A 21545-nucleotide genomic window follows, 5' to 3' on the forward strand; every position below is an offset into this window, starting at 1 on the left:
CCTCATTTGCCGTCGGATTGCACTCGCTCCCCTCGGCTCAATCGCGGAACTTGATGGAACTTAAATGCTCCAGTACACTCCTCGGAGCAAGCAAAACATTGCTCTCGGTGCAATATGTCCAAGTTCGAGTACGTGAAGCTCGCCGATGCCATTGCGGCCGATATCACTAACGGCACGTTAAGGCCCGGCGACCGGCTGCCGCCGCAGCGCAATTTTGCCTATGACCGCGGCATCGCGGTCTCGACCGCGAGCCGGGTTTATACGGAATTGCTCCGCCGCGGCCTCGTGGTCGGCGAGGTCGGGCGCGGCACGTTCATCTCCGGCGACGTCAGGCGTGAAGTCGAGACCATGAGCGAGCCGGCCGACGCGCGCATCAATCTCGAGGTCAATTATCCGCTGTTGCCGCAGCAATGGGCCATGATCGCCAAGAGCCTCGCCGGGCTCGAGCGCATCGATGCGCTGGAATCCGCGCTGCGGGTTTCGACCAGCACCGGCACCAAGAGCGCGCGCATGGCTGCTGCCGCCTATCTCGCGCGCAAGGATTTTGCGCCCCAGCCCGAGCAGATCTTCTTCACCGCCAACGGCAAGCAATCGCTCGCAGCCGCGCTTGCCGCGCTCGTGCCCACCGGCGGCCGCTGCGGCGTCGAGGCGCTAACCTATCCCTACGTCAAGAGCATCGCCGCGCGGCTCGGGGTGACGCTGGTCCCGATCCCCATGGACGAATTCGGCGCGCGGCCCGACGCCATCCAGAAGGCCCATCGCGAGGCGCATTTGTCGGCGCTGTATCTGCAGCCCATCATTCAGAATCCGCTCGGCGTCACCATGAATGCGACGCGGCGCGCCGACATCATGCGCATCGCCGAGAAGCTCGATCTCACCATCATCGAGGACATCGTCTACGGCTTCCTCGCCGACGACACGCCGCTGGCGGCGCTCGGCCCCGACCGCTGTATCGTGCTCGACAGCCTGTCCAAGAAGGTCGCGCCGGGGCTCGCGCTCGGCATCCTCGTCGCACCGCCACATCTGCGCGAGAGTGTGATGAGCGCGGTGCGCACCGGCGGCTGGATCGCCTCCGGCCATGCGCTCGCGGCCGGGCAGCGGCTGATGGCCGACGGCACCGTCGCCGAGCTGACCCGGCTGAAGCGCATCGATGCCGCGCGCCGCCAGCAGACCGCCGCAAGACTGCTCGCCGGCTACCAGATCGCCGCCGATCCGCGCTCCTATCATCTCTGGCTGACGCTGCCGCCGCACTGGCGCTCGCAGACATTCGTCGCCGCAGCAGCAAGGCGCGGCATCGCGCTGACGCCGTCCTCGACCTTCGCGATCGCACACGGTCATGCGCCGAATGCGGTGCGGCTCGCGCTGGCCCCGCCCTCGCCCGAGCAGCTCGATTCCGGCCTGCGCACCATCGTCTCGCTGCTCGGCACCAAGGAGGATGATTTCGATTCGACGGAGTAAAGCTCAGATCTGCGGCCAGTCCGCGATGAAGCCCCTCGCCTTGTAAGGTTCGATCTTGTCCCATTCGTGCAGCATGCGGCGGCGAAATTCGACGTCGGTATGCCAGAGTGCACGCGGTGTCGCGAAACTATCGACGGTGAGCAGCATCTTCTCGACCGCCGGCCAATGTCGATGCAGCGTCATCGGATAACGCCGCGAGGTCCAGGTGTTGCCGAGGCAGATCACACTGCGGATGTTCTCCAGTCCGATTGCCGCATCGATGATCGGAAGCGAGAAGATGACGTTCTCGCCCGTGTTCATCGCGCGATCCTCCTCCAGGATAACGTCCGCCGGAATGCCCGCCGCAACCATCGCGGCCTTGATGATGCTGCACTCCGATTGCTCCGAGCCAAGCGTCACCCCGCCGCTGACAATCGACCAGCGGAACAGGCCCTCGCGCCACAGCCTTGCGGCGGTGTCGACACGCAAGCCAACGTCCTCGCGGGTACCGAACACGAACAGCAGGTCGGCTGGCCGAAGCGGCGTGTCGATCAGATGCGTGCGGTTGATTCTGGCGATCTCGTCTGCCGTCGGCAGACGGGTACTCCGGTCCATGACTGACATGTCCACAAGATGCGACGCTCGCGGCGGGACGCGAAGTCACGTTTGATTGCGACCGATTGCACCTAAGGCAGCAGCGCCTTCGGCACGCGGTCGAAACCGTAGCTGTGCGGCCGGTTGCGCCGCACGAAGCCGCCGACCTGCCAGGCGAACAGCGCGGCGAAGCCGAGGATGAACAGCACGCCGGCGAATTCGCCAGTCAGAAGCGCACGGATCAGGAGTCCCGCCATCGCCACAGCGAGCACGGCCAGGAACGCCAGCACCGCCGCATAGGTCTTGCGGCCGAGCCCCGCGGTCAATTCGGCGCGGCTGCCCGCCTTCGCCATCCGCGCGTGCAGCTCGATCAGGAAATCACGAAAGCCGTTGTCCTGCGGCGCCATCAGCGCCGCGGTCTGCCAGCTCGTCGACAGGATCGCGACGCGGCCGCCACCAGCGCGGCTGATATCGGCGCGGAAGCGATGCTGCTGCATCGACACCGGGCGGAACGACAGCCGGATCGCCGAGATCTCGTCATAGCGCCACAGGTCGGAGCGGCCGGCGATGTGCCAGGACAGCCCCTGCTCCGTCAGCTCGAAGCGATGCGCCGAGCCGATCAGCGAGGCCTTGTAGGCGTAGCTCGTGGCCGAACCAGCTTCAGCTCCCGGCATGTCGATCAATGATCCCATCGGCGATCGGCTTGCGCGATCGCCCCCCGCCATCCTACAAGCGAGGCATGGCTGAGACGACCTTTTTTCCACGCCGCCTGATTCTCGGCGCCGCAATGATCTCCGGTGTGTTGCTCGCGCTCGCGGTGCACATGCTGGGCGCGCGCTACGGTCTCGACCTCGGCGGCCTCTGGCGCTCCGACACGCACGAGTTCATTCCGGCGGGCGCTGCGATCGCCTGGTGGCTGATCGCCACCGTCGGCTTCTCCGGCGGTTACTTCACCGCGAGCCTGATGCAGAGCGCCGTTTCCGGACAGATCCCGCAGCGGATGCGGCAATTCCTGATCGCGGTTGGCGTGCTCCTGCTTGCGGGAGCGGGTCAGGCGGCGTCGGCGCCGAGCCCGATCCCGACCGTGTCGGGCGTGCTCGCCGGGCTTGCCGCCCTGTGTCTCGGCGCCGTGATGGCGTTCTGCGGCGCGCATTTCGCGCTGCGCCGAAGCTGACCTCTCAAGCCGACGCGCGCAGCCGCGGCCGTTCCAGCATGATCGCGACATCCGAGGCAGGCCGCGGCTTGCTGAACAGATAACCTTGCGCCTGGGTGCAGCCCTCGCGCCGGAGTAGCTCGAGCTGCGCGTCGTTCTCGACGCCCTCCGCCGTGGTGACGATACCGAGGCTGCGGCCGAGGCCGGTCACGGCGCGAATGATCGCCATGGAATCCTCGCGCGTCGCCAGCTCCGACACGAAGGAACGGTCGATCTTGATCTTGTCGAACGGGAAGCTGCGCAGATAGCTCAGCGACGAATAGCCGGTGCCGAAATCGTCGAGCGAGATCCGCACGCCCATGGCGCGCAGCTCGTGTAGCGTGGTCAGCGTCGCTTCGCTGTTCTGGAGCAGAACGGATTCGGTGATCTCGAGCTCGAGGCGGCGCGCACCGAGTCCCGATACGGCCAACGCCTCGGTCACCGCTGCGATCAGGTTCGGGCTCCTGAACTGCACCGGCGACAGATTGACGGCGACGTCGACATCGTCGGGCCAGGTGACCGCGTCGGCGCAGGCGGAGCGCAGCACGAATTCGCCGAGCTGAACGATGAGCCCGGTCTCCTCGGCGAGCGGGATGAAGCTGATGGGCGCGATCAGCCCGCGCTGCGGATGGTTCCAGCGCAGCAGCGCCTCGAAGGCGACGACGCGGCCGCTGGCGACCTCACGGATCGGCTGATAATAGACCTGAAACTCGTCGCGTTGCAGCGCCGCGCGCAGATCCATTTCCAGAAGGCGCCGCGCCTGCGCACGCGCATCCATGCCGGTTTCGAAGAAGCGATAGGTGCCGCGGCCATCCGCCTTGGCGCGATAGAGTGCAAGGTCCGCGTTCTTCAACAGTTCGTCCGGATTGCTGCCGTCCTGCGGCGACAGCGAGATGCCGATCGAGACGCCGATCACGATCTGATGGTCGTCGATCTGGTAAGGCGCCGAGATCACCTCGACGAGGCGTCCGGCAAGCGATCGCGCGGCGATCTCCTCGGAGCGCCCGATCTGGACCACCGCGAACTCGTCGCCGCCGAGCCTCGCCACGGTGTCCTGTTCGCCGACGGTGGACTTGAGCCTGCGGCCGACCTCCTTGAGCAGCGCATCGCCGATGGGATGGCCGAGCGAGTCGTTGATGTCCTTGAAGTGATCGAGATCGAGACAAAGCACCGCGAGCTGGTCGCCCGACTTGGTCTGACGCAGTCCCTGCTCGAGCTGTTCGTGGAACAGCACCCGGTTCGGCAGGCTGGTCAGCGCGTCATGGCGCGCCATGTGCGAGATCTTGGCCTGTGCCTCCAGCCATTCGGTGATGTCCTCGAAGGTCGCGACCCAGCCGCCGCCCTGCATCGGCTGGTTAACGACCCGGATGGAGCGGCCGAACCGGTTGACGACGTCGGTCGTGGTGCGGCCCTCGCGCGCGTCGGCGACGAGGCGGGCGAAGAATTCATCGGCGTCGCCCTGCCACTGGCCTTTGGCCTGCTCTTCCCTGAGCACGTCGACCAGCAAGCGGCCGGTGAGCGGCACGTCGGTGCGACGGAGCATCGCGGCATAGCGCTCGTTGAACAGGATGATCTTGCCGTCGGCGTCGAACATGCACAGCCCCTGCGACATGTTCTCCAGCGCGCTGTCCAGCACGATCTGCTGACGGCCCAGTTCGCCCTTGGCGCGGCGGTCGAGCAGCGCGGCCACGAGCGCAATCGCGATGATCGCGACGGCGGCGCTGGCAGTGAGGAACGACAAGGAGGCGGGCGGGATCGAGAGCCCGCTGATTGCGAGCGTCGGGTCCGGCGTCAGCAGCACCGCGCCCATCGCGGTGAAATGATGCGCGACGATCGCGAGCGTCAACAGAGCAGTCGCGCTCAGCGCATGCCGAATGTCCTCACCTCGGGCAGCGACGAACAGCGCGAGCGCTGCGAAGACGACGCCGAACAGCACCGAGGCGGCAACCGTGCCTCCGATCCAATCCACCCGTGCCGGCATCTCCAGCGCAGCCATGCCGGTGTAATGCATCGCCGCGACGCCCAGGCCGACAATGGCGCCGCCGACGACGATCCACACCTGGCGCGAGGACGCCACCGCGATGCTCAGGCCCACGAAGGTCAGGGAGATCGCAAACATGAGCGAGAGAATTGTCACCGGGATGTTGTAGGCGCCGGCGCTCCCCGGGCCGTAGGCGAGCATCGCGATGAAATGCGTCGCCCAGATGCCGCATCCGCTGACGGCCGCATCCAGGGCGATCCAGGCCAGACGCCCGGCTCCGTGCGTCGCGCGTGCGCGCTGAAACAGGCTGATCGCCGCGGCGCTGGCGAGCAGGCACACTGCGCCCCCAAGGGCGACCAGTCGCCAGTCATGTTCGTCGGTGAGACAGTAGAGAACTTGATACATTGCCAGCCCCTATCGACCCGCACTTGAGCCGACAGTGGTGGACGATCGGTAACCGGCTACAAACCTGCTCCGGAAGTGGTGAATGGAAGATGAGCGAGTTCGGTCACATTGTTGATCCTCGCGATGGCGCACCGAAGCAGCACCACGGCAGCGGGAGGCGAGCAGGCAAAAGCGCCGCGCGGAATATCGCGCGGCGCTCGTGGTTACCTATCCTCAGCTCGCCGCGCGCAGGTTCACCTTGCTCTCGGCAAGAATCGTCAGCTTCTTGTCGGTCGCCTTCTCCTCCTCGAGCGTCTTGGCGAGCACCGTCGCACAATCATTGCGGCCGAGCTGCTTGGCCCAGGCGATCAGGCTGCCGTAGCGGACGATCTCGTAATGCTCCGCGGCCTGCGCAGCATTGATCAAGGCCGCGTCCAGCACCGCCTTGTCGGCGACTTCGCCGGCGGTCTCGTCGGCTTCCTCGATGATGCCGTCGATGGCCGGGCAGTCGACCGCCTTCACCGCGACGCCGTGCATCTTGAAGACCTCCTCGAGCCGAGCAACGTGCTGCTTGGTTTCCTCGAGGTGCGTCAAAAAGCCCTGTTTCAGCTGCGGATCAGTGGCCTTGCTCGCCATCTTCGGCAGCGCCTTGGTGAGCTGCTGCTCGGCGTAATAGATGTCCTGGAGCTGATGCACGAACAGGTCGTTCATGGACTTGATGTCTTTTGTGAACAGTCCCATCGTTCCGATCCTCTCGGGTCTTGGGAACACGGCGGCGCCGGCTTTGCACGAAAAGCCGCATATTCCGCCATGTTCGATTGCTGATGGAGCCTAACGACCACGCGGCATCGACGTTCCAAACAGGCCGATACCGCTTGCGCTGGAACAATGCGGACCGCGCCAGGATTTGACACCGTGTCGGCACAGTGAAGGCGCGAATGGAGCCGGGTTTCACGACTCATATGCTTAACGCGCCTCCGATATGAAGTGCGTATGACAAAGTTGCCGGCCGAACGCAGAACCTATTGTTGTCAAGGGCTGCACAAGCCGCTGATTTTGCCTTAAATGAGCTGGATCATGCCTAGCGATCGATGCCTGCCTTTGGCCGTGATCGCACCCGACCGGCCAATGCCTGGCCCGGTCGCTCTTGCCCCCCGCCGGGAGGATGAATGCACGGACTGCTGCCCGCGCTGAAACGCGGCTTCAAGAGATGGATCGGCTGGCGACGGCTCGGAGTTGCCGCGAGCATCTTCATCATCGCCTTCGCGATCACCACGCTGGTGCGGACCCTCAAGGGCATCGATACCGGGGTCATCCTGACCGCGTTGACCGAGATTCCCCGCGGCAATATCGGCCTGGCGGCGATCTGCGTCTTCTTCGCGTTCTGTACGCTGACCTTCTACGATTTTTTTGCACTGCGAACGATCGGCAAGAAGCACGTGCCCTATCGCATCGCAGCGCTCTCCAGCTTCACGTCCTATTCGATCGGCCACAACATCGGAGCCACGGTCTTCACCGGCGGCGCGATCCGTTTCCGGATCTATTCGGACTATGGGCTGAACGCGATCGACGTCGCGAAGATCTGCTTCCTGTCGGGCCTGACCTTCTGGCTCGGTAACATCTTCGTGCTTTCGATCGGCATGGCCGTCCATCCAGATGCGGCCTCCTCGATGGATCAGCTGCCCTCGTCGCTCAACCGGTTGATCGCCCTCGGCGGACTCGCATCGATCGGGGCTTATCTCGTCTGGCTCTGCATGGGCGAGAAGCGCCGCGAGCTCGGCCAGAAGGGCTGGAAGGTGGTGCTGCCCTCGGCGCCGCTGACCTTGGTGCAGATCCTGATCGGCGTCGTCGATCTCGGCTTCTGCGCCACGGCGATGTACCTCTTGATGCCGTCCAACCCCGCCGATCGACTTCATGTCGCTCGCGGTCGTGTTCATCCTGGCGACCCTGATCGGCTTTGCCAGCCATGCCCCCGGCTCGATCGGCGTGTTCGATGCGGCCATGCTGGTGGCGCTGCCCCAGTTCGGCCGCGAGGAGCTTCTGGCGACGCTGCTGGTGTTCCGCATCCTCTATTTCGTGATCCCGTTCGGGCTTGCCATCTCCATCATGGGCACGCGCGAGCTCTGGATGAATGTGGTCGCGCCGTGGCAAGAGCGGCGGCGGCTGGCGGAAGCCTGCGCGCAGGCCAACCTGCCCAAGGAGGTGACGCCGATGGAGCGCGAACGCCTGCTGCGGCAGGCCAGCAAGCGCTGAGCCGCCAAGAGCCGCCAAGAGCCGTCAAGCGCGCCCCCGGAAATCATCAGGCAAAGGTTGCAGGCCGGGGCGCAATCCTCTCTTATTTCCGCCTCAACTTTGCCGTTGAAGACGCGGGCCATGATCACCTTATTCCTTCGCACCCTCTCGGCAGGCGCCGTGCTGCTTGCCGGCATCCTGACTGCTTTGCCCGAGCGCGCCGCCGCGCAGGACGCCGGCGCCATGCAGATCAGCTGGGAGGTGCGTAACCGCTTCCGCCTGTTCCGCGAGGAGCGCGACTTCCTGCTTCATGTCGAGAACGCGCGTAACCGCAGCATTCTGGCCGCCGAGCAGTCCCTGGAGCTCCAGAGCGAGGGGCGCGGCTGGGCCCGCAACATGGTCAACCGGCTCTGCATCGACCTGCAGGGCCGGGTCAACCAGCCCTGCACCCGCGACAACGTCAAAGAGAACTACATCACGCCGCTCGACCATCCGGTCACGGTGCGCCTGACCGGCGCGGTGCCGGTCGGCGCCACCTGCGCCTGGTCGTTCGATGACGGCGACGGCCCGCAGGCCTCGACCTTCGACTGCGCCGAGCCGGTCAATTTGCGCGTCCGCTACGGCAAGCAGACGGTTGCGACCGTCGATGTCTCCGCCGGCTCCGATCCGACCCAGCGGGTCCAGACCGAGATCCAGGTGCGCGACATCTTCATCGCAGGTCTAGGCGACAGCATCGCCTCCGGCGAAGGCAATCCGGACCGGCCGCTGGCGCTGTCGGACGAAGGCTTTTGCTTCCGCTCCTATCTCGGCACCGCGGGTGCGCAGTACTATCGTCCAAGCCGCCACGGCTTCAAAGGCGGCCGCGCCTGCGAGGCGCCCGATACGCTCGCCAATTGGCAACGCTACAGCGCGCTCTGGTTCAATGCGCCCTGCCATCGCTCGCTCTACAGCTACCAGGCCCGCACCGCGCTGGCGCTCGCGGTGCGCTACACCCACATCGCCGTGACCTTCCTGCCGCTCGCCTGCACCGGCGCCAGCATCGGCGACGGGCTGCTCGGCTCCCAGCGCGCCCGCGAATGCCCGCCCGGCAAGACCGGCGTCTGCAACACCAGCGTGAACGCGCAAGTCGCCGAGCTGCGGGAAGCCGTCACCGCGGCGAAGAAGCGCCAGCCCGAGCGCACGCTCGACCTCGTGCTGCTCTCGGTCGGCGCCAACGACGTCTATTTCTCCGGTCTCGTCGCCGACGTCATCGTCGACACCGCGACCGAGCGCGCGCTGTTCCGCCGCTCCGGCGTGATGGCGAGCGTCGACGATTCCCGCGATGCGCTCCAGCGCGAGCTGCCGCAGAATTTCGTCAAGCTGCGCGAGGCGCTGAAGCCGCTGGTCGGCGGCGACCTCTCGCACGTGGTCTATGTCTCCTACGCCAATCCTGCGCTCGCCGAGGGCGGCGCGCCCTGCCGCGGCGGCCGAGCCGGCTTCGACATCCACCCGTCCTTCAACACCGATCCGCAGCGCCTCGCCCGCGTCTCCGCCTTCGTCGACACCGAATTCCTGCCGCAGCTGAAAGGGCTCGCCACCTGCACCCGCGGTGCGCTGTGCCGCGATCCCGAAGCCGACCGCATGACCTTCGTCGACGCGCACCAGGCCGCATTCGCCGAGCACGGCTTCTGCGCCCGTTCCACCAACGATCCCGAATTCGACCGCAGCTGCTTTGCCGAGAACGGCCAGAGCTTCAATCCCGATATCGTCAGCGCGGCGAGCCAGCCGATGCTGTGCGGCCGCGGCGCCTCGGAATACCGCGCCTACCTGCCCCGCGCGCGCTGGGTCCGCGACGCCAACGACAGCTATTTCGCCGCGATGACCTATCCGCAGGGCCTGCCGGCGGCGAGCCAGCCGACCGACATCCACGACGCGACCTGGGGCGTGCTCTCCGCCGTCTACGGCGGAGCGGTGCATCCGAGCGCCGAGGGTCACGCCGCGATGGCCGATGCGGCGCTGCCGGCGGCGAGCGCCGCGCTCGGGCTCGATGCGGTGCCGCCGAACGTGACGCGCGGACTATTGCCGCAGCTGCTGCCGAGCGCACAGCAGTAGCGCGCCCAAGCGCCGCAGCTGCCGCTTCACCCGTCATTGCGAGCGCAGCGAAGCAATCCAGAGTCGCTCCGCGGAAGGACTCTGGATTGCTTCGTCGCAAGGGCTCCTCGCAATGACGAGCCCGTGACGCGCATTCTCGCCGCCTCACGGTCGTTCCCCTCACCTGCCGTTCCATCAATCCAAAAACGGCATCGATCGATACTGCCTTGAACTTGGACACTTCGCCGCGCGCGCCTCTAGGACTCGTGTCGGGGAAAACGGGCCGAGACTTAAGGGAAGCGCGTGACGAGCGCAGTGGTATCCGCAGCGGACGTGAGGCGGTCTCGCATCAGGCTGTTCCTCCTGAGGGCTCCCATGGGAGCTTGACCAGGCAACTCAACGGCGGCCCACAAAGCCGCCGTCTTTGTTTTGGGGGTGATCGATGCTAGAAGTGCCGGGGAAACGCCTTATCCATCTAAGGCATGTATCGATGTTCGACCTCAACCAGCTCCGCTGTTTCGTCACGGTGGCGGAGGAATTGCATTTCGGCCGCGCCGCCGCACGGCTGAACATGACCCAGCCGCCGCTGTCCCGGCAGATCCAGGTGCTCGAGCACATCATCGATGCGCCGCTCTTGGAGCGCACCAGCCGTTCGGTGCGCCTGACGCCCGCGGGGCGCAGCTTCCTGCCGGAGGCGCGGCGCATCCTCAAGCTTGCCGAGAGCGCCTCGCAGGTCGCCCGTCGAATCGCGCTCGGCAAGACCGGCTCGCTCAAGATCGGCTTCACCGCGGCCGCGGCCTATGGCTTCCTGCCCGAGCTCGTCGCCGCCTGCCGTGCCAAGCTGCCCGAGGTGGACTTCTCGCTGAAGGAGATGGTGTCGGGCGACCAGTTCGAGGCGCTGACCTCGGGCCAGATCGACGCCGGCCTGCTGCGGCCGCCGATCGCGCGGCCCGAGCTTGCCAGCCGCCGCGTCGTCGCCGAACCGCTGCTCGCGGCGATCCCGAAAAAACATCCGCTGGCGAATGCCGACGGCATCACCATCAAGGATTTCGACGACCAGCCCTTCGTGATGTACTCGCCCTATGAGAGCCGTTACTTCCACGATCTCCTGGTGGCGCTGTTCACCCGCGCCGACGTGCTGCCGCGCTACGTCCAGCATCTCAGCCAGATCCACTCCATCCTCGCGATGGTGCGCGCCGGCCTCGGCCTTGCCATCGTGCCGGCGGCGGCGGCGAACTTGAAGATCTCCGACGTGCGGCTGCGGCCGCTCAAGCTGCGCACGCGCGTGCCCGTCGAGCTCTTCATGGTCTGGCGGCGCGAGGACGAGAACCCGCTGCTGTCGGCGCTGGTCAAGATCGCCGGCGAATTGTCCTCCGCGGAGCCGGCCGAGGATTGATGCTCAATCCGCATCGGTCGATATAGGCTTTGGCTTGGACGCGCATCGAACGGTCTCCTAAACCACGGCGCATGGACGCGCGGCCTCTGCTTGCGTCCTCCGCAACACGACAAGGGAGCGCCCATGAGCAAGATGACCCCGCAGGAAATGGCCCAGAAGATCGGATCGGGCCTCCTGTCCTTCCCCGTCACGCCGTTCAGGGCGGACCATTCCTTCGACGAGGCGACCTACCGCGCCAACATGGACTGGCTGTGCGGTTATGACGTAGCAGGTCTCTTCGCCGCAGGCGGCACCGGCGAGTTCTTCTCGCTGACGCCATCAGAGGTTCCGCAGGTCGTGAAGGTCGCCGTCGACGAGACCAAGGGCCGCGTGCCCGTGCTCGCCGGTACCGGTTACGGCACCGCGATCGCGCGCGAGATCGCGATCGGTGCGGAAAAGGCCGGCGCCGACGGCCTCTTGCTGCTACCGCCCTACCTCACCCATTCCGAACAGGAAGGCCTTGCCGCCCATGTCGAGGCGGTCTGCGCCGCCGTGAAGATCGGCGTGATCGTCTACAACCGCGACAACGCGATCCTGCAGCCCGACACGCTGGCGCGCCTTGCCGATCGCTGCCCGAACCTCGTCGGCTACAAGGACGGCATCGGCGACATCGAGCTGATGACCCGCGTCTACACCAAGCTCGGCGACCGCCTCACCTATGTCGGCGGCCTGCCGACCGCCGAGACCTTCGCGCTGCCCTATCTCGACATGGGCGTGACGACCTATTCCTCGGCCGTGTTCAACTTCGTGCCGGAATTCGCCACCAACTTCTACGCCGCGGTGCGCAAGCGCGACCACGCCACGATCCAGGCCGGCCTGAAGGATTTCATCCTGCCGCTGATCGCGATCCGCAACCGCAAGAAGGGTTACGCGGTCTCGATCATCAAGGCCGGCATGAAGGTGATCGGCCGCGATTCCGGCCCGGTCCGTCCGCCGCTGACCGATCTCACCGAGCAGGAGATGGCGGAGCTGACCGCGCTGGTGCAGAAGCTGCCCGCCGCACGATCGTCACAACAGGCTGCAGAATAGACAACGAGGAGCGTGCGATGGCCCAGACTGACATTTCCGGCGCGTCAGTCGCCGGTGCACCTGTGGTCACGGCGATGCAGGTGATCCCGGTCGCGGGCCGCGACAGCATGCTTCTCAACCTGAGCGGCGCGCATGCACCGTTCTTCACCCGCAACATCGTCATCCTCACCGACAATGCCGGTCACACCGGCGTCGGCGAGGTGCCGGGCGGGCAGAAGATCTGGCAGACCCTCCAGGACGCGCGCGACCTCGTGATCGGCAAGACGGTCGGCGCGATGAACAACATCCTCGCCGACGTCCGCACCGCCTTCGCCGATCGCGACGCCGGCGGCCGCGGCAAGCAGACCTTCGACCTCCGCGTCATGATCCACGCCGTCACCGCGATCGAATCCGCGCTGCTCGACCTGCTCGGCCAGCATCTCGGACTGCCCGTCGCCGCACTGCTCGGCGAAGGCCAGCAGCGGAGCAGCGTCGAGACGCTCGGCTATCTCTTCTTCGTCGGCGATCGCCGCAGGTCGAAGCTCGACTATGTCACCGGCGAGACCGGCAAGGCGGAATGGTTCAACCTCCGCCACCAGGAGGCGATGACGCCCGAGACCGTGGTGCGGCTGGCGGAGGCCACCCACGATCATTACGGTTTCGCCGACTTCAAGCTCAAGGGCGGCGTGCTGTGCGGCGAGCAGGAGATCGAGGCCGTCACGGCCATCGCAAAACGTTTCCCGAACGCACGCGTGACGCTCGACCCCAACGGCGCCTGGTCGCTCGATGAGGCGATCAGCCTCTGCAAGAACATGCACGGCATCCTCGCCTACGCCGAGGACCCCTGCGGCGCCGAGGTCGGCTTCTCCGGCCGCGAGATCATGGCCGAGTTCCGCCGCGCAACGGGCCTTCCGACCGCCACCAACATGATCGCCACCGACTGGCGGCAGCTCTCCCATGCGCTGCGGCTCGGGGCGGTGGACATCCCGCTGGCCGATCCCCATTTCTGGACCATGCAAGGCTCGGTGCGCGTGGCCCAGACCTGCCGTGACAACGGCCTGACCTGGGGCTCGCACTCCAACAATCATTTCGACATTTCGCTCGCCATGTTCACCCATGTCGGCGCCGCCGCTCCAGGGAAGGTCACCGCGATCGACACCCACTGGATCTGGCAGGACGGCCAGGCCCTGACCAAAGAGCCGCTCCAGATCAAGGGCGGCAAGATCGCCGTCCCGGACCGCCCGGGCCTCGGCATCGAGATCGACCGCACCGCCATCGAGGCCGCGCACGAGCTCTACAAGAAGCATGGACTCGGCGGCCGGGATGACGCTATGGCCATGCAGGACCTGATCCCCGGCTGGACGTTTGACGACAAGCGTCCCTGTCTCGTCCGTTAAAAGCGTTCCCCTGGAGGAAAAAGATGACAGCAATCCTGAAGAACTTCATCGGCGGCGAATGGGTCGACGGCTCCGGCATCACCAGGAACATCAACCCCTCCAACACCAATGATCTCGTCGGCGAATACGCCAAGGCCGACAAGGCGCAGACCGAGAAGGCCATCGCCGCCGCGAAGGCCGCCTTCCCCGCCTGGTCGCAGTCGACCCCGCAGGCGCGCTTCGACGCGCTGAACAAGATTTCGCTCGAGATCCTCGCCCGTAAGGAAGAGCTCGGCCGCCTGCTCGCGCGCGAGGAAGGCAAGACCCTGCCTGAAGGCATCGGCGAGGTCGCCCGTGCCGGCCAGATCTTCGCGTTCTTCGCCGGTGAAGCGCTGCGCCTGATCGGCGAGAAGGGCGCTTCGGTGCGTCCCGGCCTCGACGTCGAGCTCACCCGTGAGCCGGTCGGCGTCATCGGCATGATCACGCCCTGGAATTTCCCGATCGCGATCCCCGCCTGGAAGATCGCGCCGGCGCTCTGCTACGGCAACACGGTGGTGTTCAAGCCCGCCGAGCTGGTGCCGGGCTCGGGGCACGCGCTGTCCGAGATCATCACCCGCTCCGGCATTCCCGCGGGCGTGTTCAATCTCGTCGTCGGCTCCGGCTCGGTGGTCGGCCAGACCCTGCTCGAGCACCCTGACGTCGCCGCGATCTCCTTCACCGGTTCGGTGCAGACGGGACGCAAGATCGCGCAGGCCTGCGTGCTCTCGAACCCCATGAAGAAGTTCCAGCTCGAGATGGGCGGCAAGAACCCGTTGGTGGTGCTCGACGACGCCGACCTCAAGACCGCCGTCGAGGTCGCCGTCAACGGTGCCTATTTCTCCACCGGCCAGCGCTGTACCGCGTCCTCGCGCCTGATCGTCACCGAAGGCATCCACGACCGCTTCGTCGCCGCCATGGCCGAGCGCCTGAACAGCCTGTCGGTGGACGATGCGCTCAAGGCCGGCGTGCATATCGGCCCCGTCGTCGACCAGAACCAGCTCGACCAGGACCTCCGCTACATCAAGATCGGCCAGGACGAAGGCGCCAAGCTCGCTTTCGGCGGCGAGCTGCTGAAGCGCGAGAATCCCGGCCACTACCTGCAGCCGGCGCTGTTCACCGAGGCCAACAACAACATGCGCATCGCGCGTGAGGAGATTTTTGGTCCGGTCGCCGCCGTCATTCGTGCCAAGAACTACGAGGAGGCGCTTGCCATCTCCAACGATACCGAGTTCGGCCTCGCCTCCGGCATCTGCACCACCAGCCTGAAATACGCCTCGCACTACAAGCGCAACAGCGAGTCCGGCATGGTGATGGTCAATCTGCCGACGGCCGGCGTCGACTATCACGTGCCGTTCGGCGGCCGGAAGGGCTCGAGCTACGGCGCCCGCGAGCAGGGCTCCTACGCGCGCGAGTTCTACACGACGGTGAAGACGGCTTATACTTATCCGGGCTGAGACATCGTAGGGTGGGCAAAGCGAAGCGTGCCCACCGCTTACGCTCGGTGTGAAGACGGTGGGCACGGCGCGTTGCGCCTTTGCCCACCCTACGACTTCTGAGGCAAGCGCAGATGGACCAGGACGTCGCAGCGAAAGAGCAGCCCCGCTACATCAAGCTCAACGAGCGCGACAATGTCGCGATCGTGGTCAATGATTTCGGGCTCCCCGCCGGCTCGCGCTTTGCCAGCGGCCTGACGCTCCGCGCCTTCGTCCCGCAGGGACACAAGACCGCGCTGGTCGACATCGCCGAAGGCGAACCGATCATCCGTTATGGCGAGATCATCGGCTACGCGCTGTCGCCGATCCTGGCCGGTGAATGGGTGGACGAGGCGCGAATCCGCATGCCGGAGGCCCCTGCCCTCGACAAGCTCGAGATCTCCACCGCCGTCCCCGCGCCGCTGCCGCCGCTCGAAGGCTTCACCTTCGAAGGCTACCGCAATCCGGACGGTTCGGTCGGCACGAAAAATATTTTGGGCATCTCCTCCTCCGTGCAATGCGTCAAGGGCACGATGGAATATGCGGTGAAGCGCATCCGCGCCGAGCTGCTGCCGAAATATCCCAACGTCGACGACGTCGTGCCGCTGACGCATGCCTATGGCTGCGGCGTCGCCATCACCGCGCCCGACGCTGTCGTGCCGATCCGCACCCTGCAGAACCTCGCGCTCAACCCCAATTTCGGCGGCGAGATTCTGGTCGTCGGCCTCGGCTGCGAGAAGCTGGCGCCTGAGCGGCTGGTGCCCGAAGGCGTGAGCGACGCCATCGTGCGCATGCAGGACGAGGCCTTTGACGGCTTTGGCGCGATCGTCGATGCGATCATGACCCAGGCGGAAGCGCGGCTGAAGGTTCTCAACGCCCGCAAGCGCGAGACCTGCCCGGCGTCCGATTTGGTCATCGGCCTGCAATGCGGCGGCAGCGATGCCTTCTCCGGCGTCACCGCGAACCCCGCCGTCGGCTTCGCCGCAGACCTTCTGGTCCGCGCCGGCGCCACCGTGATGTTCTCGGAAGTGACGGAAGTGCGCGACGCCATCCAGCTGCTCACCCGCCGCGCCATCAACGAGGACGTCGGCCGCGCGCTGGTGCGCGAGATGGCCTGGTACGATTCTTATCTTGCCCGCGGCGGCGCCGACCGCAGCGCCAACACTACGCCCGGGAACAAGAAGGGGGGCCTTGCCAACATCGTCGAGAAGTCGCTGGGCTCGATCGTGAAGTCCGGCTCGAGCGCGATCGCCGGCGTGCTCTCGCCCGGCGAGAAGGCGACGCAGAAGGGCATGCTGTTCGCGGCGACGCCGGCAAGCGACTTCATCTGCGGCACGCTGCAGCTCGCCTCCGGCATGACGCTGCAAGTCTTCACCACCGGCCGCGGCACGCCCTATGGCCTTGCGGCAGCGCCGGTGATCAAGGTCGCGACGCGCAGCGAGCTCGCACGGCGCTGGAAGGACCTGATCGACTTCGACGCCGGCAAGATCGCAACCGGCGAGAAGACCATCGAGGAGACCGGCTGGGACCTGTTCCGCCTGATCCTCGACGTCGCCTCTGGCCGCACCAAGCCGTGGTCGGATCGCTGGGGCATCCACAACGACCTTACACTGTTCAATCCCGCGCCGGTGACCTGAGACCGCAAGCGCCTTTCGCGAAACCGTCCGGAAATATTGACGCGGAAAACTTCTTCCGCGTTTCGTCCCTTCGCATCAAGCAATCAATATCTGCGCCGAAGGCAACGGGATTGTTCGCGCACGAGCGAACCTGTCGCGGCACCGCGGCGACCAAACCTCCGATTGACATTTTCCACGGAGATTTTCCAATGCGCGTTCTCTCGATGATTGCCGTTGCCGGCGCCATGATTGCGAGCTCGGCCGCCGCGTTCGCCAGCGAGCTTCCCTCTTACGAAGTGACGTCGTTTCCGATCACGGCGACGCAGGTGCAGGTGCTCGGCGGCGCCGGCGTCGAGGAGCAGTCTGCAAGCCCTGCGATGACCGTCGCCGGCATGCCGGCTTCGCCGGTGCAGGTCTCCGTGCTGTCGCCGCGGATCAAGCAGCTCGCGAGCGCGGGTTCGAACAAACAGGCGCACTAAGCTCGCCTTTGTCATTCCGGGTTCGGCGCCGCGCGCCGACCGGAATGACGCGCGTCTACGTCATGCTGCCCGGCATGAAGCAGCGCACGCGCGGATGGCCGTCGACATAGTGCTTCCACACCATGGTGCGGCCGATCTTGTTCGGCACGGTGATGAGGGCGCCGTCGGGCACCACGACCCACTCCTCGTCGATGCGCACGCGGTAGCGGCCGCGATCGGACTCCCAATCGACATCGGCAATGACATAGCCGTCGGCATCCGAGCAGCATTGCCCGAATTCGCTATGCAGACTCTCGAACCAGGGCTTTAAGGGCGAGTTGGCGAAGCGGCCGTCGTCGCGCGCCAGCGCCGAATGCGTCAGTACCGTCAGCCCCAGCAGCACGGCGGCACACTGTCTTGCAGGTCTCATGTGGTCTCCGCGATCGAAGTGATCACCGCGGGGCAAACGCTGCCGTCCGCCCTCCGCATGGTGCGCGGGCGTGGAGACGGCGACTCGCTCCCCCAGCAGCTTTGCCGACAGCTATGCAAATCCAGCGCCAGCGCGCATTCCGGGGAACTACTGGCAAGGTTCCGAGGCGCATTCGCCCTTCGGCGAAGGTGGTCGCACAGGCTGGAGATCCGGTGGCGGGGAAGACCCCTACGCCAAGGCGAGAGCTATTGAGGCCGCGCAGTGCCGGCCTGCGCCCTTATTGCTTCGCCGGCGCCATTGTGGCACCGCCCTTCTTCGCCGCGGGCGCGGGTTGCTTCGCGGCTGCGGCCTGCGCCGGCAAGTATTTTGCGACGATGGCAGGATCGACCTGCGCGATGTAGGCATCCGGCAGACGCGTCCAGGTCTCGTCCTTGCCGAGCAGCGCGATGCCGAGATAGCCGCGCAGCGTCAGGGTCTGGCCGTCGGGGCTGACCCGCATGTTGGCCTTCCAGATCTGGCCGTCACGCGGATTGAGCACGTTGCCGCCTTCGTACTTCAATCCTTCGCGCTTCATGTTGCGGACGAAGGAGATGCCGAGCACCGGCGCGTTCTTGCGATCGTCGGTGCACTTGGAGCAGACCTCGTTCGGATCGTCGGTCGGCCGCGGGAAAGTCTTGGCGATCACGCCTTCGAACACGCCACTGCGATCGATGAAGAGAAACCATCCGACCGTCTTGCCGTCTTCGACCTTCTGCCAGAGGCCCGCCGCCGTGGGCTCGGCGGTCTGCGCCGCGCACGGCCTCACCATCGCGAGTGACAATGCGAGCGCGAGGAAGGAGAGCAGCCGAGAGCTGGAAACGAGAGTCCGCATTATCATCACCTTGCTGAGCCAATCACCTTGCTGAGCCAAGACTTCGTTGAGCCAAGACTTCGTTGGGCCAAGACCTTGCTAAGCCAACACTTTGCTAAGCCAAAAACCTGGCCAAGCCCACGACCGAGATGGCCGCAGACTACGGCGATTTCGCGAACGGTTCCAGCACCAGAAACATGGGGCATCGCCGCCCCGGAACGCTTCCGTCAGTTGACACCGAGCTTCTTTTGCAGGCTGGAGGACGAGGTCGTGTACTGGAACACGAGCCGCTTCTCCGGATAGACATAACGATGGGCTTTTTGCGACATCAGCGCGCCCTCGTGGAAGCCGCACAGGATCAACTTGATCTTGCCGGGATAGGTGTTGATGTCGCCGATCGCGAAGATGCCTGATACGTTGGTCTCGAACGCGGATGTCTCGACCGGCACCAGATTGTTCTCCAGCGCAATGCCCCAGTTCGCGACCGGGCCGAGCTTCATGGTCAGCCCGAAGAACGGCAGCATGGTGTCGCAGGCGATTTCGGTGATGCTGTTGTCGTTGCCCTTGACGGTCGCGCCGGCGAGCTTGCCGTCGGCGCCGGAGAGCGCGGTGACCTGGCCGAGCCGCAGATCCATCTTGCCGCCGGCAACCAGCGCGCGCATCTGCTCGACGCTGTGGGGCGCTGCGCGAAACTCGTCGCGCCGATGCAGCAGCGTGATGCGCTTCGCAATCGGATGCAGATTGAGCGTCCAGTCGAGCGCGGAATCGCCGCCGCCGACGATCAGCACGTTCTTGTCGCGGAACGTCTCCATCTTGCGCACCGCGTAGTGCACCGAAGTACCTTCATAGGCCTCGATGCCCGGCACCGGCGGACGCTTGGGCTGGAACGAGCCGCCGCCAGCCGCGATCACCACCACCTTGCATTCGAACACCTTGCCGGCATCCGTGGTACAGCGAAACAAAGGATCGCCGATCTTCTCCACGGTCTCGATCATCTCGCCGAGATGGAAGGTCGGATGAAACGGCTTGATCTGCTCCATCAGCGCGTCGGTCAGCCCCTGCCCCGACACATGCGGAATGCCGGGAATGTCGTAGATCGGCTTTTCCGGATAGAGCTCGGCACACTGGCCGCCGACCTTGTCGAGGATGTCGACGAAGTGCGCCCTCATGTCGAGAAGGCCGAGCTCGAAGGCGGCGAACAGACCGCACGGGCCGGCGCCAATAATCAGCACATCGGTTTTGATCACGTCGCTCATGTCGTCTCTTTATCGGTCGTTATCGGTTGGACGGCGCCCGTTGGGCAGAGGTGACCCTGCCTGTCTAGCCAACGGGGATGGAACAGGGAAGGCATAAAAGCGGGTTCGCCCCGCAGCCGCGCCCACTTGCCGGGCCAGAATAACTGGGCTGTAACGAGCATGGATATGACGGAGATCAACCGGTGAACGCACCAGCCCGCCTCGACACGACCCCGCACTTCGAGGACTTTCCGTTTCGCCTCAGCGACAACGTCCGGTTCGGCGACTTGGACCCGAACCAGCACGTCAACAACGCGGTCTACGCAACTTATTTCGAGACCGGCCGTGTCACGCTGATGAAGCTTCCCGAATACGGGCTGACCCCGCCGGGCCTGGCCTGGATCATGGTGCGGCTCGACATGCACTTTCGCGCCGAGCTGCACTGGCCGAGCACGATCGAGCTTGGCCTCGGCGTGGTCAAGCTCGGGCGAACGTCGGTGACATTCGAGCAGGTCGTGTTCTCGAACGGCACGTGCATTGCGTCGGCGACGTCGGTCGGCGTCCTGCTCGACGAGGCCACGCGGCGACCCGCGCCGCTGACCGCAGAGGTGATCGAGAAGCTCAGACCCTGGCACAAGCGCGGCATCGAGGTCGCGCCGCCGAGCATCTAGTCTACTTGGATAGCCTGCTTGGAGACGATCAGGCCTGGCGCTCGGGCGTCGCCACGACGAGACCGTCGAGCTCGTCGGAGACCTTGATCTGGCAAGACAGGCGCGAATTCGGGCGCACATCGAAACCGAAGTCGAGCATGTCCTCTTCCATCGGCGTCGGGCTGCCGACCTTCTCGCGCCAGGCTTCGTCGACATAGACATGGCAGGTCGCGCAGGCGCAGGCGCCGCCGCATTCGGCCTCGATGCCGGGAATGCTGTTGCGGATCGCAGCTTCCATCACGGTTGCGCCGTTCTCGATTTCCACCGTGCGGGTTTCGCCCTTGTGGTCGACAAAGTGAATCTTGGCCATGTGTGCTCGTGCTGCCGCGGTGCTTTGAATGAAGGAGGGTCCCGGCTGTCCTATAACGGGTCGATCAGCCCGGCGCCATAGCGTTTTGTTGCGAATTGAATCCCGCTTTGCGGGAAGAAAACGCGTCAAAACAAGCGACTAGAGCCCGGCTCCGGTCGTATCGGCTCAACGCTTCAGCATCGCCGCGATGGCGGCACGGGCCTCGGCCACCGCCTCCTTCAGTGCGGCCAAGGCATGGGGCCGGCCTTGGCCTGTCCGGATCGCAGTCTCCAGGCTGGCTGCGGCATCGGCCACCGCAAAGGCGCCGATCCCGCGCGCCGAGCCATTGAGCTTGTGCGCGAGCGCGCCGGTCTCGGCCGGCAACGCTGTCATCGCCGCGAGCAAACGGGCCGCCTGCTCCGCGAACATGGCCAGCACTTCCTGCTCCAGCTCGGCATCGCCGAGCGTCATCCGGGAGAGGTGCTCGAGGTCGAGCGGGCTGTCGATCGGCGCAAGCGGGGGCGAGGGCATCCAGTCCATCCGTTGCAGTTCAGGCGTCATGGCGCAGGCCCCGGCATCGCGCGACGGCCGCCGGTCCGGCGGTCAGGTTCCCCTCACCCAAGCATGGAAATGGTTAACGAAATGTTTGGGGAAATTGACGCAGATCCGCCGGTTTATTGACGAAAAGTTGCCGCAATCCGCCGAGTCCAGTGGAGAATTGCATTGATTGCTAAGGC

General features: G+C 65.5%; 19 protein-coding genes and 1 pseudogene. 11 read left to right on the forward strand and 9 right to left on the reverse strand.

Annotation, left to right across the window (positions count from 1 at the left end; genetic code table 11):
* Positions 1-114: 114 nt before the first annotated feature.
* Positions 115-1458, forward strand: coding sequence for an aminotransferase-like domain-containing protein (locus AB7M16_RS07580; RefSeq protein WP_453943531.1), 1344 nt, complete (start codon positions 115-117; stop codon positions 1456-1458).
* A 3-nt stretch (positions 1459-1461) separates the two neighbouring features.
* On the opposite strand, the gene AB7M16_RS07585 is transcribed toward AB7M16_RS07580, so the two are convergent.
* Both AB7M16_RS07585 and AB7M16_RS07590 read right to left on the reverse strand, forming a co-directional pair.
* On the reverse strand, positions 1462-2061 hold the full coding sequence (locus tag AB7M16_RS07585) for a YdcF family protein (RefSeq protein ID WP_453943532.1): 600 nt from the start codon (positions 2059-2061) through the stop codon (positions 1462-1464).
* Positions 2062-2123: 62 nt separating this feature from the next.
* Entirely contained in the window at positions 2124-2723 is a 600-nt protein-coding gene (locus AB7M16_RS07590) for a hypothetical protein (protein ID WP_453943533.1), read from the reverse strand.
* Between the two features lie 47 nt (positions 2724-2770).
* Here AB7M16_RS07590 and AB7M16_RS07595 point away from each other — a divergent pair, with 47 nt between their 5' ends.
* Positions 2771-3205 carry a hypothetical protein gene (locus AB7M16_RS07595; protein ID WP_172785254.1) on the forward strand — a complete coding sequence of 145 codons (435 nt, stop codon included), beginning with the start codon at positions 2771-2773 and terminating at the stop codon, positions 3203-3205.
* Positions 3206-3209: 4 nt separating this feature from the next.
* Here AB7M16_RS07595 and AB7M16_RS07600 read toward each other — a convergent pair whose 3' ends face one another.
* Together AB7M16_RS07600 and AB7M16_RS07605 are read right to left on the reverse strand one after the other, a co-directional pair.
* Positions 3210-5609 (reverse strand): bifunctional diguanylate cyclase/phosphodiesterase, encoded by a 2400-nt coding sequence (locus AB7M16_RS07600; RefSeq protein ID WP_453943534.1) that lies wholly within the window; start codon positions 5607-5609, stop codon positions 3210-3212.
* Between the two features lie 213 nt (positions 5610-5822).
* Complete coding sequence (locus AB7M16_RS07605; protein WP_453943535.1) at positions 5823-6329, reverse strand: YciE/YciF ferroxidase family protein; 507 nt, start codon at positions 6327-6329, stop codon at positions 5823-5825.
* Positions 6330-6757: 428 nt separating this feature from the next.
* Between AB7M16_RS07605 and AB7M16_RS07610 the strand changes: the two are divergent.
* From AB7M16_RS07610 to AB7M16_RS07645, 8 genes and pseudogenes are all read left to right on the forward strand, one after another.
* A pseudogene (locus AB7M16_RS07610) lies at positions 6758-7841 on the forward strand (lysylphosphatidylglycerol synthase transmembrane domain-containing protein).
* 120 nt (positions 7842-7961) lie between these two features.
* A complete protein-coding gene (locus tag AB7M16_RS07615; protein ID WP_453943536.1) occupies positions 7962-9911 on the forward strand; it encodes a hypothetical protein in 1950 nt (649 codons plus the stop codon).
* A 469-nt stretch (positions 9912-10380) separates the two neighbouring features.
* Positions 10381-11286, forward strand: a complete 906-nt coding sequence (locus tag AB7M16_RS07620) for a LysR substrate-binding domain-containing protein (protein WP_172785259.1) — start codon at positions 10381-10383, stop codon at positions 11284-11286.
* A gap of 123 nt (positions 11287-11409) precedes the next feature.
* A complete protein-coding gene (gene kdgD / locus AB7M16_RS07625; protein WP_453943537.1) occupies positions 11410-12354 on the forward strand; it encodes a 5-dehydro-4-deoxyglucarate dehydratase in 945 nt (314 codons plus the stop codon).
* A gap of 17 nt (positions 12355-12371) precedes the next feature.
* Positions 12372-13730, forward strand: a complete 1359-nt coding sequence (gene gudD / locus AB7M16_RS07630; RefSeq protein ID WP_453943538.1) for a glucarate dehydratase — start codon at positions 12372-12374, stop codon at positions 13728-13730.
* Positions 13731-13753: 23 nt separating this feature from the next.
* Complete coding sequence (locus AB7M16_RS07635; RefSeq protein ID WP_172785262.1) at positions 13754-15202, forward strand: aldehyde dehydrogenase family protein; 1449 nt, start codon at positions 13754-13756, stop codon at positions 15200-15202.
* A gap of 113 nt (positions 15203-15315) precedes the next feature.
* Positions 15316-16857, forward strand: a complete 1542-nt coding sequence (gene garD, locus AB7M16_RS07640) for a galactarate dehydratase (protein ID WP_453943539.1) — start codon at positions 15316-15318, stop codon at positions 16855-16857.
* Between the two features lie 188 nt (positions 16858-17045).
* Positions 17046-17315, forward strand: coding sequence for a hypothetical protein (locus AB7M16_RS07645; protein WP_246572062.1), 270 nt, complete (start codon positions 17046-17048; stop codon positions 17313-17315).
* Between the two features lie 55 nt (positions 17316-17370).
* On the opposite strand, the gene AB7M16_RS07650 is transcribed toward AB7M16_RS07645, so the two are convergent.
* From AB7M16_RS07650 to AB7M16_RS07660, 3 genes are all read right to left on the reverse strand, one after another.
* Positions 17371-17724 (reverse strand): hypothetical protein, encoded by a 354-nt coding sequence (locus AB7M16_RS07650; RefSeq protein WP_172785264.1) that lies wholly within the window; start codon positions 17722-17724, stop codon positions 17371-17373.
* Positions 17725-18001: 277 nt separating this feature from the next.
* A complete protein-coding gene (locus AB7M16_RS07655; RefSeq protein ID WP_212260262.1) occupies positions 18002-18595 on the reverse strand; it encodes a DUF2147 domain-containing protein in 594 nt (197 codons plus the stop codon).
* A gap of 206 nt (positions 18596-18801) precedes the next feature.
* Positions 18802-19830, reverse strand: coding sequence for an NAD(P)/FAD-dependent oxidoreductase (locus AB7M16_RS07660; protein WP_172785266.1), 1029 nt, complete (start codon positions 19828-19830; stop codon positions 18802-18804).
* A gap of 182 nt (positions 19831-20012) precedes the next feature.
* Here AB7M16_RS07660 and AB7M16_RS07665 point away from each other — a divergent pair, with 182 nt between their 5' ends.
* A complete protein-coding gene (locus tag AB7M16_RS07665) occupies positions 20013-20480 on the forward strand; it encodes an acyl-CoA thioesterase (protein WP_212260260.1) in 468 nt (155 codons plus the stop codon).
* Between the two features lie 28 nt (positions 20481-20508).
* On the opposite strand, the gene AB7M16_RS07670 is transcribed toward AB7M16_RS07665, so the two are convergent.
* Positions 20509-20829, reverse strand: a complete 321-nt coding sequence (locus AB7M16_RS07670) for a 2Fe-2S iron-sulfur cluster-binding protein (protein WP_008143731.1) — start codon at positions 20827-20829, stop codon at positions 20509-20511.
* A 165-nt stretch (positions 20830-20994) separates the two neighbouring features.
* Positions 20995-21369: an Hpt domain-containing protein gene (locus tag AB7M16_RS07675; RefSeq protein WP_212260258.1), complete on the reverse strand. Its 375-nt coding sequence runs from the start codon at positions 21367-21369 to the stop codon at positions 20995-20997.
* Between the last annotated feature and the right edge of the window lie 176 nt (positions 21370-21545).

It is taken from the genome of Bradyrhizobium sp. USDA 372 (assembly GCF_053629095.1).